Source organism: Rathayibacter sp. AY2B5 (assembly GCF_002931645.1).
Taxonomy (GTDB): domain Bacteria; phylum Actinomycetota; class Actinomycetes; order Actinomycetales; family Microbacteriaceae; genus Rathayibacter.
In genome coordinates this window covers 14,830-31,496 of record NZ_PSUE01000009.1, presented here as the reverse complement: position 1 = coordinate 31,496, position 16,667 = coordinate 14,830, and the positions used below count along the sequence as shown (strand labels likewise).

Here is a 16,667-nt window from a genome sequence, read left to right as displayed (position 1 = left end):
CGGTGAGGAGCGCTCCTCGTGCGACCCTGATCGGGATGAACGAGAAGGACGAGGTCATGCGCTCCGACATCGGCGGGCGTGACATCGAGCAGGCGCGGGCCCTCTTCGAGCAGTCGTACAACGGGCACCGCTTCGTCGTCGAGCCCGGCGAGGACTTCTCGTACCGCTACACCTCCGTCGGCGACGGCGATGTGACGCTCCGCGGCAGCCAGTTCGCCGGCTCCGTGCAGGGCTCGATCCAGACCGAGGGCGAGTACGTCGTCTCGTGGCTGACCGCCGGCGCGGGCGTCACCGATCTCGACGGCGACGCGGTGACCCTCGGATTCGGGCAGCCGGCGATCTTCGTCAACGACCGTCCCAGCCGGTTCGAGTTCCACGACTACCGCCAGAACCTCATCCACTTCGACGGCGCGTACCTCGAGGGCATCGCGGAGGAGGTCGAGGGCACCCGCGGCCCCCTCCTCTTCGACACCACCGCACGACCCGAGGGCGCGGCGCTGCGGCGCTGGTCGGCGACCGTCGCGACGGTCGCCCGGGTGATCTACGACGCCGACAGCTCGCCGCTGCTGCGCCGCGAGGCCGACCGCGCGGTCGCCGTCGCCCTGCTCGAGACCTTCCCGCACTCGACGCTGGACACTCCCGGCGACCTCGGAGTACCCCGCTCGGGGCGCCTCCGCCAGGCGATCGAGTACATGTACGAGCACGCCCACGAGCCGCTCCGGACCGAGCAGATCGCCGACGCGGCGGGCATCGGCCTGCGGACGCTGCAGACCGAGTTCCGGCGCGAGTTCGGCTTCACCGCGGTCGACTACCTGCGGCGGATCCGGCTGGACGGCGTGCAGAAGGAGCTGCGGGCGGGCGAGTCCGGAGTCGTCAGCGTCAGCGAGGTCGCACGGCGCTGGGGCTTCGCGCACCTCGGCCGGTTCTCGGCCTCGTACGCCCACCGCTTCGGCGAGCGCCCCAGCACCACGCTCGACACCTGAGGCGTCAGAGGTAGTCGGTCCCGCCGTCGTCCTCGCTGTCGTCGCCCTCGCCGCGCGGCTGCACGGTCGGCCGCGCGGGCTGGAGCCGTCGGGTCTTCTCGCGCATCGACTCCACCGCCTCCGGATCGTCGAGGTCGACGCCGCGGTCGAGCGCCGGGCTGGTGAAGAGCTGGCTGGCCGGTCCGACCAGGAGACGGGTCTCGCCGCGCAGCCCCTCGTCCGAGAGCGACGGCACCACGACCAGGTCCGACTTCCCCACGTTCGCCAGCGCCTGCGCGTACTCGACGACCGCCGAGCACACCTCGTCGCCCAGCAGCACGAATCCGCTCGCGTAGTACAGCTTCTGCATCTCGCCCTCCCCTGGATCCCGGACCGCCCCTCCGGTCGGCCCGTCCCCCGACGCTAGGACGGCGCCGACCGGGCGCCCCACCCCTTGACGGGGGTGGAGCGGAGGGGTCAGAGTCCGCGCGGAGGGGTCAGAGTCCGCGCGGAGGGGTCAGAGTCCGCGCGGAACGGGCAGTCGCAGCGCGGTCGCGAGCGCCTCGACGACGCGGGTCGCGCGCACGTCGCCGACCCCCTCCATCCGGTTGGTGAGGAACGCGAAGCCGACTCCCGCGTCCGGGTCGGCGAAGGCGACCTGTCCGCCCGCGCCGTCGTGCCCGAAGCCGCTCGGCGTGAGGCGGCCTACCAGGTGGTCGCGGAGGCGGGGCTCTCGATCCCCGGCGACATCGCCGTGGTGTCGTTCGACGACGACGAGCTGGCCGCCTACCTCCGCCCCGGGCTGACGACCGTGGCGCTGCCGCACGAGGAGATGGGCCGCCGGGCGGTCGAGCTGCTGCTGAGCGGCGCTCCGGGAGAGCGGGTGCTGGTGCCGATGCCGCTGGTGGAGCGGGCGTCGACGCGGCGGGTCTGACGGGCGGGGCCTGGGGCGGGCTGCTCGGGGACGGCGGGCGGGCCCGGTGGAGTCGGGCGGAGCCGCCTCAGCCGGCCGAGCGGATCCCTCCGGTCGGACCCCAGGCGACTCCGGTGCCGCCCGCGTCGCCCTGGTAGTCGTCGGGCGAGAGGGTCATGCCGCTCGTGACGAAGTCGGCGGTCGCCGCGCAGTCCGTGACGACGACGTCGCCGTCGGAACGCGCGAGCCCGTAGAGGCAGACGGACTCGTCGGCGAGCTCCGCGGCCGAGAAGGAGTCGAGGCTGAGGGTGGCGAAGTAGTCGACTCCGGCGATGCTGCCCAGGTAGCGCGTCGGCCCCCAGTGGAAGACGCGGAGGCTCGCGAGGGTCGACAGCGGGCGCGTGGCGACGTCGTCGGGGACGGCCCAGGGCTCGGTGAAGACCTCCAGCGACGGGCGAGGGGCCAGCGCGACGGAGGCGGCCGTGCCGAGGGCGGCGAGCCCGAGCACGGCGACGAGGGCGGCGATCACCCCGAGGCGGCGGCGCGGGCGGGGCGTGGCGGAGGTGCGGGAGTCGGCGTCGTCGCCTCCGGTGGTCTCGCCGGTCTCGTCCCCACCGGTCCGGTCGCTCGCCGTCCCGCGGCCGATCCGGCCCTGGGCCGCTGCGGGTCCGACGGACGCGGCCAGACCCGCGACCGCGGCGTCGAGCGCCTCCTCCCGGTCGCGGCGCTGCGCGCGCAGCAGTGCCAGCTCCGCGAGCGCCGCGGGGTCCGCCTCCGCACTGAACGCCCGGCGCTCGAGCGCGGCCCGCTGCCTCCGCTCCTCCGGCGACGCCCCGTCGCGGCGCCGCTGCAGGGCGGCCCGGCCGCGACCGCGACCTCCGAGAGCCGCGTCGAGCGCCGCCTCCGTCGCGGGATCGAGCTCGTCGAGCAGCCGCGCCGCGCGTGCCGGCGTGACCGCGGTGCCGACGGACGCCGGCACGTCAGCCCCGGTCGCGGACGGCGCGCGCCAGCGACTCGAGGCGCTCCCGGTACTCCGGCCACCACTCCTCCGGCACCGGCGGGAGGTTGTCGCCGGGCGTCCGGAGCCCGACCCGCCCGTCGATCAGCTCGCGGACGATGTCGGCGTGGCCGGCGTGCCGGTGCGTCTCCGCGGTGATGTGGACGAGGATCCGGTGCAGCGTCACGTCGCGGTTCGTCCACCAGGGGACCTGCCCGGGAGCGTCGAGCGGGAGGGCCGCGACCGTCGCGTCGGAGTGGGCCCACACGCGGCGGTACAGCGCGACGACGTCGGCCAGGGACTCGTCGGCCGTCGCCCACATGTCCGAGTTCGGCTCCGACTCGTCCTCCATCCACGGCATCGACTCCGGGAACGGCCGCCCGAACACGGCGCCGAGGTAGCCCGCCTCGGTGCCCGCCACGTGCTTCACCAGGCCGAGCAGGTTCGTGCCCGTCGCGACCAGCGGCCGCCGCACGTCGTACTCGTCGAGCCCGTCGAGCTTCTGCAGCAGGGCGTCGCGCCCCTCCTGCAGGTAGCGGAGGAGGGTCTGCTTCGCGTCGTCGCTCATCCCCCCAGCCTGCCGCGCCCGCCCGAGCCGCGCCAGAGCGGTGCCGGAGCCGCGCCGTGCCCAGACCACAGGAAGGATCGCCCCGCGGGCACCGGGATCCGCGGATCCACGGCCCGCCGGAGCGATCCTTCCAGCGTTGTCCACGGGGTCAGGCCGGGACGCCCGCTCCCGCCCGCTGGACCCGCGTGCCGACGAGGCGCTGCGAGGAGGCGTCGACAGCGGCGGCCGCGCCGACCAGCTCGAGCGCCGCCTCCGTCTCGCGCGTCGCGCAGTCCGGGCCCACCCACAGCTCGACGCGGCCGGGCTCGACGATCCGCACGCCCTCGCGTCCGGTGAAGGCCAGGCGCGCGGCCGGGACCTCGAAGCGGACCTCCGCCTCCTCGCCGGGCTCGAGCGCGACCCGCGCGTAGCCGAGCAGCTGCGCCACCGGCCGGGTCACGCTCGCGAACACGTCGCGGGCGTACAGCTGCACCAGGTCGGTGCCCGCCCGCTCGCCCGTGTTGCGGACGCGCACGGTCGCCGTGAAGGAGCCGTCCGTCGGGGCGGACTCCTCGGCCGCCAGCTCCGTCCGGGCGAAGTGCGTGTACGAGAGCCCGTGGCCGAACGGCCGCACCGGCGTGCTGTCGGCGGAGGTCACGTCCGACGGCCCGCCGAGGATCGGGTGCAGGTACGAGAACGGCTGCGCCCCGGCCGAGCGCGGCAGCGAGACCGGCAGGTGGCCGGAGGGGTCGACCCGTCCCGAGACGACGCCCGCGATCGCGCCGGCGCCCTCCTCCCCCGGGAAGAACGCCTGCAGCACGGCGGCGGGAGCCGACGGCCCGTCGAGCGCCCAGCCCACGGCGTAGGGGCGGCCGGTCAGCAGCACGAGCACGACCGGGGTCCCGGTCGCCACGACGGCCTCGACCAGCTCGCGCTGGCGGCCCGGGAGCTCGAGGCTCTCGACGTCGTTGCCCTCGCCGACCGTGCCGCGGCCGAACAGGCCCGCCCGGTCGCCGACGACCACGATCGCCACGTCGGAGTCGGCGGCCGCCCGGACCGCCTCCGCGATCCCGGAGGCGTCGTCGCCCTCGACTGAGCAGCCCTCGGCGAGCAGCAGCTCGGCCGAGCCGAACTCGCCGGCCAGCGCGTCCGCAACCGTCGGGATCTCGAAGCCAAGCGGCACGCCCGGGTGGTGCGCCAGCACGTGGTTGGCGAAGGAGTAGCAGCCCATGAGCGCGGGCGCGCTGTCGGCGTTGGGACCGATCAGCGCGAGGCGGCGCGGCGCAGCGAGCGGCAGGACGCCGTCGTTCGCGAGCAGCACCACCGACTCCTCGGCCAGGCGGCGGGCGATGTCGCGGTGGGCCGGCGAGTCGAGGTCGATCGACTCGGGGGCGTCGTCGAAGCGCGCGTCGAGCAGGCCGAGCCGCTCCTTCTGCGCGAGCACCCGCAGCACGGCCCGGTCGACGAGCGCCTCGTCGGCCTCCCCGGCCCGGATGCGCGCGGCCAGCGGCGCGAGGAACGCGTCGCCCGTGGGCAGCTCCACGTCGATCCCCGCGGCGAGCGCCAGCTCGGCCGCCTCGCCCAGATCGGCGGCGACCGCGTGCATGAGGTGGAGGAACGCGACCGAGAAGTAGTCGGCGACGACCACGCCGTCGAAGCCCCAGCGCTCGCGCAGCACGCCCGTGAGGTAGGCGGGCGTCGCTCCGACCGGGTCCCCGTCGATCTCGGCGTAGGAGTTCATCACCGAGCGGGCGCCCCCGTCGCGGATCGCCATCTCGAACGGCGGCAGCAGCACGTCCGCGATCTCGCGCGGTCCGGCGTGCACCGGCGCGTGGTTGCGGCCGCCGCGGGAGGCGGAGTAGCCGATGAAGTGCTTCAGCGTCGCGTCGACGCCGGTGGACTGCAGCCCCTGCACGTACGCGGTGCCGATCGTGCCGACCACGTACGGGTCCTCGGCGATGCACTCGTCGACCCGGCCCCAGCGGGGGTCGCGGATCACGTCGAGCACGGGCGCCAGGCCCTGGTGGATCCCGAGCTCGCGCATCGAGCCGCCGATCACGGCGCCGAGCTCGGCCACGAGCTCCGGGTCGAAGGAGGCGCCCCAGGCGAGCGGAGTCGGGAACGTCGCGGCCTGCCAGGCGGCGAGCCCGGTCAGGCACTCCTCGTGGACGATCGCCGGGATGCCCAGCCGCGTCTCCTCAACGAGCCGGCGCTGCTCCGCCCACAGCCACTGAGCGCGCTCGAGCGGATCGACGGGGCGCGTGCCGTAGACGCGGGTCAGCTGGCCGATCCCCTCGCGGGTCGCCTCGGCGTACCCGGTCGAGGTGGCCATCTCGCCGGCGAGCGGGGCGACGACCTCGCCGCCCTGGTCGACCCAGTAGCCGACCAGCTGGGAGAGCTTCTCCTCCAGCGTCATCCGGCCCAGCAGCTCGGTGGTGCGGGCGGACGGGGCCTGTGGGTCCTCTGGTGCGTGCGGTGCGGTCACGGTGCGACCCTCTCTGCGGGTGGGGCGACGGGTGCGGACGGGACGGGGGACGCGGCGGACGGGCGGAGCGATCCGCTCATCCCTTCACCGCCCCCGTCAGCCCGCCGACGATGCGGCGCTCGAAGACGCTGAAGAAGATCAGCGCCGGGATCATCGACAGCGACACGAAGGCCAGCACCTTCGCCGTGTCGACCGAGTACTGCGACGAGAACGCCTGCACTCCGAGCGGGAGCGTGAAGGTGGACTCGTTGTTGAGGATGAACAGGGGCAGCAGGTAGCTGTTCCAGCTCGCGATGAACGCGAGGATCCCCGTGGTGATCACGCCGGGCATCGCCAGGCGCACGACCATCCGGAAGAAGAAGCCGATCCGGCTGCAGCCGTCGATGAAGGCCGCCTCCTGGATCTCGTCCGGGATCGCGCGGAGGAACGGCACCAGGATGATGATCGTCGTCGGCAGGCCGAACGCGATCTGCGGCAGCACCACTCCGGCGAGCGAGTTCATCAGGCCGAGGCTCTTGATCACCAGGTAGAGAGGAGTGATCGCCACAGTCATCGGGAACATCAGGCCGGCGGCGAAGAGCGCGTAGAACACGCCGCGCCCGGTGAAGTCGTAGCGGGCCAGGACGTAGCTCGCCATCAGGCCGAGCACGACCACGCCGAGCGTCGTCGCGAGGCCGGCGATGGTGGAGTTGCCGACCTCCTGCCAGAAGACTCCGCCGGTGATCACGTCGAGGTAGTTCTGCACGTTCCACGGCGAGGGCAGGCCCGCCGGGTCGGTGGTGATCTGCGCGTTCGTGCGGAAGCCGCCGAGGATGATGTACGCCACCGGGGCGAGCATCAGCGCGATCACGACGATCGCCACGACGTAGGCGATCGTCGTGCCGCGGCCCAGGGGCTGACGACGCCGCTTCACCGCGAGAGGCCGAGGGGTCTCCGGAGTGATCGGCGGGGCCGTCATCGTCGTGCCGGTCATCGCTTGTCTCCCGTCAGTGCGCCCGCCGTGTCGCGCCGGAGCACGAAGCGCTGGTAGAGCAGCGCCACCACGAGCGAGATCAGGAACAGGACCACCGCGACGGCGTTCCCGTACCCGTAGTTGCCGGCGTTGCGGCCGTTGGTGACCAGGTAGATCGCCATGGTCGAGGTGCCCGCGGTCGAGGACACGTACTGGCCCCAGATGATGTAGACGAGGTCGAACAGCTGCAGTGCGCCGATGATCGACAGGAACGCCCAGATCCGCAGGGTCGGCGCGAGCAGGGGCAGGGTGATCCGCCGCTGCACCTGCCAGTAGGAGGCGCCGTCAATGGCCGCGGCCTCGGACAGCTCCTCGGGGATGCCCTGCAGACCCGCGAGGAAGAGGATCACGGCGAAGCCGATGTACTTCCACGTGATGATCAGCATCAGCGTCCAGATCGCGATCGCCGGATCCGAGAGCCAGTCCTGCTTCAGCGCGCCGAGGCCGACCTTCTCGAGCAGGCCGTTGACCGCGCCGCTGGTCTGGAGCATCAGGCTCCAGCCGGTGCCGACGACGACCTCCGAGATCACGTACGGCACGAAGATCAGGACGCGGATGATCGACTGCCCGCGCAGCTTGCGGTTCAGCAGCAGCGCCAGGAGGATCGCGACCGGCCCCTGGAGCACGAGCGAGAGCACCACGATGATGCCGTTGTGCGCGAGGGCGTCGTGGAAGGTGGGGTCCTGCAGGATCGTCAGGTAGTTGCGGAAGCCGACGAAGTCCGTCGGCACTCCGTAGCCCTGCCAGCTGAAGAAGCCGTAGTAGGCCGCCATCACGACCGGGAAGATCACGAAGGCGAGGAAGACGATCAGCGCCGGGCCGACCAGGAGCGCGATCTCGAAGCGCCCCGCCCAGCCCGCGCTGCGGCGGCGCCGGCGCACCGGAGGCGTCGAGGTGACGCCTCCGGTGCGCGCGGTCCCGCGGGGCTCATCCACTCCGAGGAGCGGGCTCTCGCGGAGTGCCATGGTGGCTAGGCCTTCGCCGCGGCGGCGTTGACGGCCTCGACCAGCTGCTCGGGGTCGCTCTTGCCGGCCAGCAGGTCGACGACTCCGACGTTCAGCGCGTTGCCGACGTTGAGGCCGTAGACGGTGTCGAGCCACTGCGAGACGTACGGGGCCGAGTTGTAGGCCTCGAGGATCTGCTGCAGGTACGGCTCGGTGACCGCCTCCTGCGCCACGGTGTTCACCGGGGGCGCGTTGAAGGCCGCGTAGTACTCCTTCTGCACGTCGGAGGTGGCCAGGTAGTTGAGGAAGTCGACGCACTCGTCGGGAGCGCCCGCGGAGCAGGAGTAGCCGTCGACACCGCCCATGATCGCGCCGGCCTCGCCGTCGCCGCCGTCGATCTCGGGGAAGGGGAACCAGCCCAGGTCGGGCAGCGGCTTCTCGTCGGGGGTGAGGGAGGCGATCACGCCCGGGTCCCACGCGCCCATGAGCTCCATCGACGCCTGGTGGTTGGCGAGGAGTCCGGCCGAGCTGCCCGCGCCCTGCTGGGCGGCGGTGGTGAGGAAGCCCTCGTTGAACGGCTCGGTCGCCGCGAAGTCCTGCAGGTCCTCGCCCGCGCGGACCCAGCAGTCGTCCGAGAAGTCCTTGGTGTCGGCCGCCTCGGCCATGGTGTCGGCGCTGCACTCGCGCAGCGCGAAGAAGTAGTACCAGTGCGCGGCGGGCCAGGCGTCCTTCGCGCCGAGCGCGACGGCCTGGGCTCCGCTGCCCTTGATCTTCGTGATCGCCGAGTCGAGCTCGTCGATGGTCTTCGGCGTCTCGGTGACTCCCGCCGCCGTGAAGACGTCCTGGCTGTAGAACAGGCCGCCCGGGAGGACGGCGACCGGCATCGCCCAGACCTTGTCGTCGAGCGTGTTCGCCGAGAACGAGCCCTCGGGGATCTCGCTGCGCGCCTGGTCCGAGATGCCGTCGGTGAGGTCCTTCAGCTGTCCGCCCGCGACCATGGCGGCGAGCTTGCCGCCTCCGCGCTGGAGGAAGACGTCGGGGGCGTCGCCCGAGTTGAGCGCCGTCTGGAGCTTGCCGTCGAGGTCCTCGTTCTGGATGGCCTGCGACTCGATGGTCACTCCGGGGTTCGCGGCCTCGAAGTCCGCGATCGTCTTGTCCCAGAACTCCTGGCCGGGGCCCGTGGTCGAGTTCTGCCAGAGGGTCATCGCGACGGTGCCGTCGCTCGATCCCGAGTCCTGAGCCGAGCAGCCGGTGAGGGCCGCGACCGTGCCGAGCAGGGCTGCTGTCGCCACTGCGATCTTCCTGAACTTCATCGTCCAACCGTTCTCTTCATCGAGGGCGCCGCCTGGTGCACCGGCGCCGTGGGGGTTCCCGCCTTCGCGGGTGGAGTCAGTGTCCGCAGTGCTTGCGAAAGTGGTCAAACGTTTTCGAAATGGTTTTCGAAGCACGGGTTACAGTCGGCCACATGACCACCCGACCGACCATCCACGACGTCGCCGCTGCCGCCGGCGTCTCGGTGGCGACGGTGTCCAAGGCCGTGAACGGCCGCTACGGCATCGCCCCCTCCACCGCCACCCGCGTGCTCGAGGTCGTGCGCGAGCTCGGCTACGAGTCGAGCCTCGTCGCGAGCAGCATGCGCTCCCGGCGCACGGGCGTGATCGGCGTGCTCGTCGCGGGGTTCGAGCCGTTCAGCGCCGAGATCCTGAAGGGCGTGGGGTCGGTGCTGGCGGAGTCGCGGTTCGACCTGCTCGCCTACTCCGGCTCCCACGAGGGCGAGCAGGAGGGCTGGGAGCGGCGCTCGCTCAGCCGGCTCAGCGGCACCCTCATCGACGGGGCGATCATGGTGACGCCGAGCGTGGTGAGCGCGCCCTCCGACATCCCGCTCGTCGCCGTGGACCCGCACACCGGCCGCGCCGACCTGCCGACCGTCGAGTCCGACAACTTCGGCGGCGCCCTGCTCGCCACCCGCCACCTCGTCGCCCTCGGGCACCGCCGCATCGGCTTCGTCGCGGGTCGCGGCGACCTGCGCTCGGCGCGGCTGCGGGAGGCCGGCTACCGGGCGGCGCTGGCGGAGGCCGGCATCGCCTTCGACGAGCGCCTGCTGCGGGTGGGCAACTACCACCGCGACACCGCCCGGCGGCCCGCCTCCTCGCTCCTGTCGCTGCCCGACCGCCCGACCGCGGTCTTCGCCGCCAACGACGTCTCGGCGCTGGCGATCATCGAGACCGCCGCGCACCTGGGCCTCGCCGTGCCGCATGACCTGTCGGTGATCGGCTTCGACGACGTGCCCGAGGCCGCCCGCTTCGATCCGCCGCTGACCACCGTCCGCCAGCCGATGCAGACGCTCGGAGCGACCGCCGCCGAGATGCTGATCGCCCTGATGGCCGGGCGCGAGCCGCGCTCGCTGCACGTGCAGCTGCCGACGCAGCTCGTCCGCCGCGCGACGACGGGACCGCCGGCATGAGCGGCGACGGGACCGCCGGCATGCGCGACGAGCTGGAGGACGACGGCCCGACCGCGGTGCACGCCGCCCTCTTCGATGCGCTGGAGCTGGTGGACCTGCCCGCGCTCGAGGCGCTGCTCGACGAGCGCTTCGTGATCGAGCACCCGACCGGCCTGGTGCAGTCGCGGGAGGAGTGGCTCGCCGACATCGACGAGGCGCGCAAGGAGTACCACGAGATCGACCACGTCGAGAGCGCCCTCTCGGGCGGCGCCGCGCACCCGGTGCTCACCTCCCGCACCATCACCGAGGCGACCATCGGCCGCCTGCACGCGACCTGGCGGCTCCAGCTGACGAGCCGCCTCGTCCGCCGCGACGAGGGGTGGGTGATCACGCGGACCGTGGTGACGAGCTGGTGAGGCGGGCGGACCGGCGCGTCCGCGGCCGGCTGCAGGCGCGGCGGGCAGGATCGACACCGTGCTCCTCCAGGTCGTGACCCGCTCCGCCCGCCCGGCCGCCGAGATGTTCGACCGGGCGCGCGACATCGACCTGCACATGCGCTCGCAGGCCGGCGCTCGCGAGCGCGCGGTGTCCGGGACGACCACCGGGCTGATCGGGCTCGGCGAGCACGTGACCTGGAGCGCCCGGCACTTCGGCGTCCCGCTCCGGCTGACCAGCACCGTCACCGCGTTCGACGCCCCGCACTCCTTCGTCGACGAGCAGACCCGCGGGCCCTTCGCGACCTTCCGGCACGAGCACCGCTTCGAGCCCGACGGCTCCGGCTCCGGCTCCGTGATGATCGACCGGCTGGAGTACTCCGCCCCGCTCGGCGTCCTCGGGCGGATCGCGGAGCGGCTGGTGCTCGACCGGCACCTGCGGCGGCTGCTGGAGGAGCGCGGCGCGTTCCTCGCCGGACGCGACCGGTGAGGCTCCTGATCCGGACCCTGCTGACGCTCGTCGCCGTCGCCGGCGTCCTCTCGCTCGCGACGACCTCGGTCCTGTTCGCCCTGTCCTCCCTCGACACCGGCCGGGACGCCGGCGAGCTGCTCCTCCCGCTGGCCCGAGCGCTTCTGGCGACCGCCGTGACGGCGGCCGTCGGCGGGCTCCCCTACTCCGCGGGACGGGGTCGCGCGCCCTGGCCGGTCCTCTGGACCGCTTCTACGGTCTGCATCCTCGCGATCGCCTGGATCGTGGTCTCGATCGCGGCGTGGACCGACGCGGGCGACGGGACGGACGCCGTCGTCACGCTGCTGACCGTGATGCCCGCCGCCTGCTGCTCGATCGCCGCGATGCCGGTGACCGAGCTCGTCCTCCGGGTGGGAACGCGCAGGATCGGCGCCCGCTAGCGGATCCGTCCCCGCCGCTTGACCTTGACGCCGCGTCAACCCGTACCGTCGCTTCCATCGCCGCCGAAGTCACCGGCGACGCGGAGACGGAGGGCGCTGTGGAGCAGGAGTGGACCGTGCACGAGGTGGCGCGGCTGGCCGGTACGACCAGCCGGACGCTGCGGCACTACGGGGCCGAGGGGCTGCTGCCGCCGAGCCGGGTGGGCGCGAACGGCTACCGCTACTACGACGCCGCCGCGCTCGTGACGCTGCAGCGGATCCTGCTGCTGCGCGACCTCGGTCTCGGGCTGCCCGAGATCGGGCGGATCCTGCGGCGCGACGCGGAGCCGGTGGCCGCTCTCGAGCGGCACCTCGACGTGCTCCAGGAGGAGCGCCGACGGCTCGACCGCCGCATCCGGGCGGTCACCGGGACGATCACCACGATGAGAGAAGGGAACGGGCCGATGGCCGAGGAGATGTTCGACGGGTTCGACCACGCGGAGCACCGCGAGGAAGTGGAGCGCCGCTGGGGTGCTCCGGCGTACGCCGGCGGCGACCGCTGGTGGCGCTCGATGAGCGCGGAGGAGCGCGAGCAGTGGCAGCGGCGGCAGGCGGACCTCGCCGACGCGTGGACCGCCGCGGCGGCGAGCGGGGCGGGTCCGACCGGGGAGGAGGCGCTCGCGCTGGCCGAGCGGCACCGCGCCTGGCTCGCCGAGGTGCCGGGCACGCCCCGCGACGCGACCGGCGGCCCGAGCGACGAGTACCTGCTCGGGCTCGGCGAGATGTACGTCGACGACGAGCGGTTCGCGGCGCACTACGGCGGAGTCGCCGGCGCCCGGTTCGTCCGCGATGCGCTGCGGGCGCTGGTCGAGCGGCGGGGATGACGGAGGTCTCGTCGGCCGCAACGCGACCCCGCTCCGGAACGGCATGATCGCCTGATGGGACGCATCCGATTCAGCAGTCCGGGCTGGGACGAGAACACCGATCGGGGGCCCGCGCCCGACCCCGACCGTGCCCGGTACTCCCGGGACGACGGGGCGAGGTTCACCGCGATCACGCTCACCTGCCTGTCGGTCCTCCCCGCGATCGTCCTCACGGCCGCGTTCCTCCTCGTGCGGCTCCCTCCGCTCGACCGCGACGACCAGCCCGACTGGACGGCGCCGCGCGCGGAGGTCCTGGCTCCGTGGCTGCTGCTGTTCCTGCTCCCACCGCTGGTCACGGGACTGCTCGCTCGTCTGGTCGGCGGGCGGGACTCCTCCCACGGGTTCGGTCGCTCCGCCGCGGTCTGCCTCGTGGTGATGGCGCCGTTCCTCGGGCTCTCGGCCCTGTCGCTCCTCGGCTAGGCGCTGCCACCGCTCACGCCTGCAGGACCACCGCGCCGTAGTGCGTGCCCGCGCCCGTGCCCACCAGCAGCACCGACTCCCCCGGCCGCACGCGCGAGCGGTGCAGGGCCAGCGGGATCGCGCTGCCGATCGTGTTGCCGACCTCGCCGAGCGTGATCGTCATCCGGTCGCGGCCCCAGAGGCGGGCCATGCCCTCGAGCCCGGCCGCGCTGGTCTGGTGCGGGACCACGCGGTCGATGCCGGGGAGCCCGGTCGAGAGGCCGGGCCGCACCTCCTCGAGGAATGCCGGGAAGTGCCGCAGCGCGTCGACGAGCAGCGCCTTGCCCTGCATGTCGAAGCGGAAGTCGGCGAGCCGGTCCTGCGCCTCCTCGATCCGGATCCGCGAGCCGAAGCCGCGCAGCTCCGCGTGGCGCACACCGCTCGGGCGGGTGCGGAAGTGCGTGGTGACCAGGCCCTGCCCCGGAGTCTCGGCGCGTCCGATCACGACGGCGGCGGCCGCGTCGCCGAAGAGCAGGGCGCTCTCGGGCTGGCCCGGGTCGATGCCGCGGCTGCCGCAGTCGGTCGAGACGATGAGCACGGTGTCGGCGCGACCCGTGGCGAGGAGGAATCCCGCCTCCTGCAGAGCGAAGAGGAACGACAGGCAGGTGGCGCCGACGCTGTACGCCGAGACGTCGTCGAGGCCGAGTCCCGCCGCGAGCAGCGCGCCTCCGTCCGGGATCGCCTGCAGCTGAGTGCCCGAGGCGTTGAGCACCACGTCGACCGTGTCGAGCCCGGCCGCCGCGAGCGCCCGACGGGCGGCGAGCAGGCCGAGCTCCAGCGGGTCCTCGTCGTCGGTGACCCAGTGGCGGGTGCGCACGCCGGAGCGGCGCTCGGCCTCGTCGGCGGGCAGGCCGCAGAGCGCGGCGACCTCGGCGGTCGTGACGATCCGCTCGGGCAGCGCTTCGCCCGTGCCGAGGACGCGGAGCGGGAGGAGGTCGGGCACGCGGGCCCCTTCCTGCCCCGGGACGTGCGGAGCGAATCCCTGTATAGCGCGCCTCTGCACCTCCGCGCGCACTGTTCGGCGCGGTTTGACGGCACGGGCCCCCGCCGACACCATGGTCCCGGAGCGGGGGACGGATGGACGCGCGCGATTTCTGGGTGGTCGTGCCCTTCCTCGACGAGGAGAAGCTGCTCGGCGGCGCCCTCGACGCGCTCGCCCGCCAGACCGATCCGGACTTCACCCTCCTGCTCGTCGACAACGGCAGCACCGACGGCTCGCGCGCCGTGATCGAGGAGTTCCGCCGCCGGTGCCCGGAGCGGCAGGTCGCCGTGATCGACGAGGCGCAGAAGGGCACGGGAGCCGCCTCCGACACCGGCTTCCGCCACGCGATCGCCGAGGGCGCGACGGCCGTCGCCCGCACGGACGCCGACTGCCTGCCGAGCGCCGACTGGGTGGCGCGCCTCAAGGCCGACCTCCGCGGCGGCGCCCGCTTCGTCGGCGGCCGCCTGTCCCCGCGGCGGGACGAAGCCGTCTACCGCTGGTACGACGGCGTGCTCGGCACCGCGCTGATCCGCCTGATGGAGCACGCGCCGGGCGTCTTCTACCGCCGCCCCGGCCAGCGGTACCGGATGTTCATGGCCGCCGGCTGCAACCTCGCGATCGACGCCGCGCTGTACCTCCAGGTCGACGGCTTCCCGCGCTCGAGCATCGACGACACCGACGAGGACCTGGAGCTGCACCTCAAGGTCTGCCAGGTGATCGGGCGGAGCGAGGCGCTGCTCGACAAGGACGCGGTCGTGCTGATGTCGATCCGGAAGGGCAAGGCGCTCGGGTACCTGGGGATCCTGCTCTGGTACTGGGGCCGCAAGCGCGGGCTGGAGGTCGTCGATGTCCGCTGAGCGCCGGCGCCGCGTGCTGATCACCGGGGCGACGGGCTTCCTCGGCGGCTACGCGGTGCGCGAGTTCCTGGCCGCGGGCGACGACGTGCTCGCCACCGGTCGCGCCCCCGAGGCGCTGGCGCGGCTGGAGGAGGAGGGCGCCACGGTCCTCCGCGCCGACCTCGCCGAGCTGGGCGCGACGGACGTCGAGGCCGACGTGCTCGTGCACGCCGCCGCTCTGTCGAGCCCGTGGGGCACGTGGAGCGAGTTCGAGCGCGCGAACGTCGCGGGGACGGAGGCGATGATCGCGCTGGCCGAGCGCTGCGGGATCCGCCGCTTCGTCTTCGTCTCCTCGCCGAGCATCTACTCCGCCCGCCGCCACCAGTACCTGGTGCGGGAGGAGGAGGTCGACACCGGCAGCCGGATGAGCCTCTACATCCGCAGCAAGATCGAGGCGGAGCAGCTGCTGCAGGAGGCGCACCGCGCCGGCCGGATCCCCGAGCTCGTGATCCTGCGCCCCCGCGGCCTGATCGGCGTCGGCGACCCCAGCCTCCTCCCCCGCTTCGTCGCCGCCAGTCGCCGCCGCGGCATCCCCCTCTTCGACGGCGGCCGGAACCCCGTCGACATCACCTGCGTCGAGAACGCCGCGCACGCGCTGGTCCTCGCGGCCGACGCTCCCGTGGCCGACGGCGGCGTCTACAACATCACCAACGGCGAGCCCGCTCCGCTCGGCGACCTCCTCGAGCGCTTCTTCGCCGCGATGGGCGAGGAGCCGCGCTTCATCCGGGTGGACCTGCGCGTGCTGACCGCGCTCGCCGAGATCCTGGAGCGGGTCTACCGGCTGCTGCCCGGCCGCGAGCCGCCGTTCACCCGCTACACCGTGGCGACCCTCGCCTACGCGCAGACCCTCGACATCTCGCGGGCGCGGACCGAGCTCGGCTACGAGCCGACCGTGCCGCTGGCCGAGGGCATCCGCCGGGTCGGCGAGCACCTGAGGACGACGCGTGGCTGAGTCGTCGCTGCAGGTGATGGCGTGCGGGAGCACCGTCTTCCCGCTGTCCCGGGTGTTCCGCGGGAAGGGGCTCCCCCGCCGCGTCTTCCCCTCGAACGTCTTCCTCTACACGCACGCGAGCGGCCGGCGGGTGCTCGTGGACACGGGCTACCCGCCGACGTTCCGCGGGACGGGCCTCATCGGACGGCTGTACGAGCGGATCCTGCCCGCGACGGTGCCGGACGACGAGACCGTCGACCAGCGGCTGCTCGCCCTCGGCCTGACCCCGGCCGACGTGGAGTTCGTGGTGCTGACGCACCTGCACCCGGACCACGTGGGCGGCGTGCGCTGGTTCCCGGACGCGACGTTCGTGCTGTCCTCGGGCCAGGTCGCCTCCGTGCGGCGGAACCGCGTGCGCGAGGGGATCTTCCGCGCGCTGCTGCCGCCGGGGTTCGCGGCCGGGATCGTGGCGGACGAGCAGCCCGCGACGACGATCGCGGGGCTGACCGGATTCGACCTGTTCGGCGACGGGTCGCTGCTCGTGGTGCCGCTCCCGGGGCACGCACGCGGTCACCTCGGGGCGCTCGTCGAGGGGCGCGTGCTGGTCGCCGGGGACGCGGCGTGGGGAAGGGAGTTCCTCGGCTGGTCCGGGCGCCTGCGCCGGCTGCCGCGGTTCATCAGCGACGACGCACGGGCGCACGAGCGGACGTCCGAGATGCTGGAGCGGGTGGAGGCGGCGGGCGTGCGGCTGTGCTTCTCGCACGACGCGTATCCGGAGGGGGACGTGCGGCTGGGTGGCGCGGCACCCGTCGGCAGGAAGTCGCCGACCTGACGGCGGGACGGCTCGCGTC

General features: G+C 73.5%; 19 protein-coding genes. 11 read left to right on the top strand and 8 right to left on the bottom strand.

Going from position 1 to position 16,667, the window contains the following annotated elements; all coding sequences use genetic code 11:
* The first annotated feature begins 35 nt into the window (after positions 1-35).
* Positions 36-983 carry an AraC family transcriptional regulator gene (locus C5C30_RS08000; protein WP_104223413.1) on the top strand — a complete coding sequence of 316 codons (948 nt, stop codon included), beginning with the start codon at positions 36-38 and terminating at the stop codon, positions 981-983.
* A 4-nt stretch (positions 984-987) separates the two neighbouring features.
* On the opposite strand, the gene C5C30_RS07995 is transcribed toward C5C30_RS08000, so the two are convergent.
* The gene (locus C5C30_RS07995) at positions 988-1,332 is read right to left on the bottom strand and encodes a hypothetical protein (protein WP_104223414.1); all 345 of its coding nucleotides are present in this window, start codon (positions 1,330-1,332) and stop codon (positions 988-990) included.
* A gap of 93 nt (positions 1,333-1,425) precedes the next feature.
* Here C5C30_RS07995 and C5C30_RS07990 point away from each other — a divergent pair, with 93 nt between their 5' ends.
* On the top strand, positions 1,426-1,896 hold the full coding sequence (locus C5C30_RS07990) for a substrate-binding domain-containing protein (protein WP_258065844.1): 471 nt from the start codon (positions 1,426-1,428) through the stop codon (positions 1,894-1,896).
* A gap of 67 nt (positions 1,897-1,963) precedes the next feature.
* Here C5C30_RS07990 and C5C30_RS07985 read toward each other — a convergent pair whose 3' ends face one another.
* From C5C30_RS07985 to C5C30_RS07960, 6 genes are all read right to left on the bottom strand, one after another.
* Entirely contained in the window at positions 1,964-2,854 is an 891-nt protein-coding gene (locus C5C30_RS07985; RefSeq protein WP_104333489.1) for a hypothetical protein, read from the bottom strand.
* A 1-nt stretch (position 2,855) separates the two neighbouring features.
* Entirely contained in the window at positions 2,856-3,440 is a 585-nt protein-coding gene (locus C5C30_RS07980) for a DinB family protein (RefSeq protein WP_104261380.1), read from the bottom strand.
* Between the two features lie 148 nt (positions 3,441-3,588).
* Positions 3,589-5,835, bottom strand: coding sequence for a glycoside hydrolase family 3 N-terminal domain-containing protein (locus C5C30_RS07975; protein WP_104288607.1), 2,247 nt, complete (start codon positions 5,833-5,835; stop codon positions 3,589-3,591).
* Positions 5,836-5,980: 145 nt separating this feature from the next.
* Positions 5,981-6,877 (bottom strand): carbohydrate ABC transporter permease, encoded by an 897-nt coding sequence (locus C5C30_RS07970; protein ID WP_104224899.1) that lies wholly within the window; start codon positions 6,875-6,877, stop codon positions 5,981-5,983.
* A complete protein-coding gene (locus C5C30_RS07965) occupies positions 6,874-7,881 on the bottom strand; it encodes a carbohydrate ABC transporter permease (protein WP_104333488.1) in 1,008 nt (335 codons plus the stop codon). Before C5C30_RS07965 ends, C5C30_RS07970 begins: the two co-directional genes overlap by 4 nt.
* A 5-nt stretch (positions 7,882-7,886) precedes the next feature.
* Positions 7,887-9,173, bottom strand: coding sequence for an ABC transporter substrate-binding protein (locus C5C30_RS07960; protein ID WP_104250419.1), 1,287 nt, complete (start codon positions 9,171-9,173; stop codon positions 7,887-7,889).
* A gap of 152 nt (positions 9,174-9,325) precedes the next feature.
* On the opposite strand from C5C30_RS07960, the gene C5C30_RS07955 reads away from it, so the two are divergent.
* The 6 genes from C5C30_RS07955 (at position 9,326) to C5C30_RS07930 (ending at position 12,968) form a co-directional block, all read left to right on the top strand.
* Positions 9,326-10,324: a LacI family DNA-binding transcriptional regulator gene (locus tag C5C30_RS07955; RefSeq protein WP_104224902.1), complete on the top strand. Its 999-nt coding sequence runs from the start codon at positions 9,326-9,328 to the stop codon at positions 10,322-10,324.
* Positions 10,321-10,719, top strand: a complete 399-nt coding sequence (locus tag C5C30_RS07950; protein WP_104273750.1) for a nuclear transport factor 2 family protein — start codon at positions 10,321-10,323, stop codon at positions 10,717-10,719. The genes C5C30_RS07955 and C5C30_RS07950 overlap by 4 nt, the downstream gene beginning before the upstream one ends.
* Positions 10,720-10,777: 58 nt before the next feature.
* Positions 10,778-11,227 (top strand): SRPBCC family protein, encoded by a 450-nt coding sequence (locus C5C30_RS07945; protein WP_308470744.1) that lies wholly within the window; start codon positions 10,778-10,780, stop codon positions 11,225-11,227.
* Positions 11,224-11,646: a hypothetical protein gene (locus C5C30_RS07940; RefSeq protein WP_104288605.1), complete on the top strand. Its 423-nt coding sequence runs from the start codon at positions 11,224-11,226 to the stop codon at positions 11,644-11,646. Before C5C30_RS07945 ends, C5C30_RS07940 begins: the two co-directional genes overlap by 4 nt.
* A 98-nt stretch (positions 11,647-11,744) precedes the next feature.
* Positions 11,745-12,509 (top strand): TipAS antibiotic-recognition domain-containing protein, encoded by a 765-nt coding sequence (locus C5C30_RS07935; RefSeq protein WP_104288604.1) that lies wholly within the window; start codon positions 11,745-11,747, stop codon positions 12,507-12,509.
* 54 nt (positions 12,510-12,563) lie between these two features.
* Entirely contained in the window at positions 12,564-12,968 is a 405-nt protein-coding gene (locus tag C5C30_RS07930) for a hypothetical protein (RefSeq protein WP_104333487.1), read from the top strand.
* A 13-nt stretch (positions 12,969-12,981) separates the two neighbouring features.
* On the opposite strand, the gene C5C30_RS07925 is transcribed toward C5C30_RS07930, so the two are convergent.
* Positions 12,982-13,950 carry a 3-oxoacyl-ACP synthase III family protein gene (locus tag C5C30_RS07925; protein ID WP_219812206.1) on the bottom strand — a complete coding sequence of 323 codons (969 nt, stop codon included), beginning with the start codon at positions 13,948-13,950 and terminating at the stop codon, positions 12,982-12,984.
* Between the two features lie 134 nt (positions 13,951-14,084).
* Between C5C30_RS07925 and C5C30_RS07920 the strand changes: the two genes are divergently transcribed.
* From C5C30_RS07920 to C5C30_RS07910, 3 genes are read left to right on the top strand one after another with little or no spacing between them, the layout of a single operon-like run.
* Positions 14,085-14,846 (top strand): glycosyltransferase, encoded by a 762-nt coding sequence (locus C5C30_RS07920; RefSeq protein ID WP_104333486.1) that lies wholly within the window; start codon positions 14,085-14,087, stop codon positions 14,844-14,846.
* A complete protein-coding gene (locus C5C30_RS07915; RefSeq protein ID WP_104333485.1) occupies positions 14,836-15,837 on the top strand; it encodes an NAD(P)-dependent oxidoreductase in 1,002 nt (333 codons plus the stop codon). Before C5C30_RS07920 ends, C5C30_RS07915 begins: the two co-directional genes overlap by 11 nt.
* Positions 15,830-16,648, top strand: a complete 819-nt coding sequence (locus C5C30_RS07910) for an MBL fold metallo-hydrolase (RefSeq protein WP_104263375.1) — start codon at positions 15,830-15,832, stop codon at positions 16,646-16,648. Before C5C30_RS07915 ends, C5C30_RS07910 begins: the two co-directional genes overlap by 8 nt.
* Positions 16,649-16,667: the final 19 nt, after the last annotated feature.

What these genes read in the sequence shown, in the direction of transcription:
- C5C30_RS08000 (WP_104223413.1), top strand. Translation starts at nt 36, where the DNA reads ATGAACGAGAAGGACGAGGTCATGCGCTCCGACATCGGCGGGCGTGAC.
- C5C30_RS07930 (WP_104333487.1), top strand. Translation starts at nt 12,564, where the DNA reads ATGGGACGCATCCGATTCAGCAGTCCGGGCTGGGACGAGAACACCGAT.
- C5C30_RS07995 (WP_104223414.1), bottom strand. Translation starts at nt 1,332, where the DNA reads ATGCAGAAGCTGTACTACGCGAGCGGATTCGTGCTGCTGGGCGACGAG.
- C5C30_RS07970 (WP_104224899.1), bottom strand. Translation starts at nt 6,877, where the DNA reads ATGACCGGCACGACGATGACGGCCCCGCCGATCACTCCGGAGACCCCT.
- C5C30_RS07965 (WP_104333488.1), bottom strand. Translation starts at nt 7,881, where the DNA reads ATGGCACTCCGCGAGAGCCCGCTCCTCGGAGTGGATGAGCCCCGCGGG.
- C5C30_RS07960 (WP_104250419.1), bottom strand. Translation starts at nt 9,173, where the DNA reads ATGAAGTTCAGGAAGATCGCAGTGGCGACAGCAGCCCTGCTCGGCACG.
- C5C30_RS07980 (WP_104261380.1), bottom strand. Translation starts at nt 3,440, where the DNA reads ATGAGCGACGACGCGAAGCAGACCCTCCTCCGCTACCTGCAGGAGGGG.
- C5C30_RS07955 (WP_104224902.1), top strand. Translation starts at nt 9,326, where the DNA reads ATGACCACCCGACCGACCATCCACGACGTCGCCGCTGCCGCCGGCGTC.
- C5C30_RS07975 (WP_104288607.1), bottom strand. Translation starts at nt 5,835, where the DNA reads ATGACGCTGGAGGAGAAGCTCTCCCAGCTGGTCGGCTACTGGGTCGAC.
- C5C30_RS07950 (WP_104273750.1), top strand. Translation starts at nt 10,321, where the DNA reads ATGAGCGGCGACGGGACCGCCGGCATGCGCGACGAGCTGGAGGACGAC.
- C5C30_RS07920 (WP_104333486.1), top strand. Translation starts at nt 14,085, where the DNA reads ATGGACGCGCGCGATTTCTGGGTGGTCGTGCCCTTCCTCGACGAGGAG.
- C5C30_RS07915 (WP_104333485.1), top strand. Translation starts at nt 14,836, where the DNA reads ATGTCCGCTGAGCGCCGGCGCCGCGTGCTGATCACCGGGGCGACGGGC.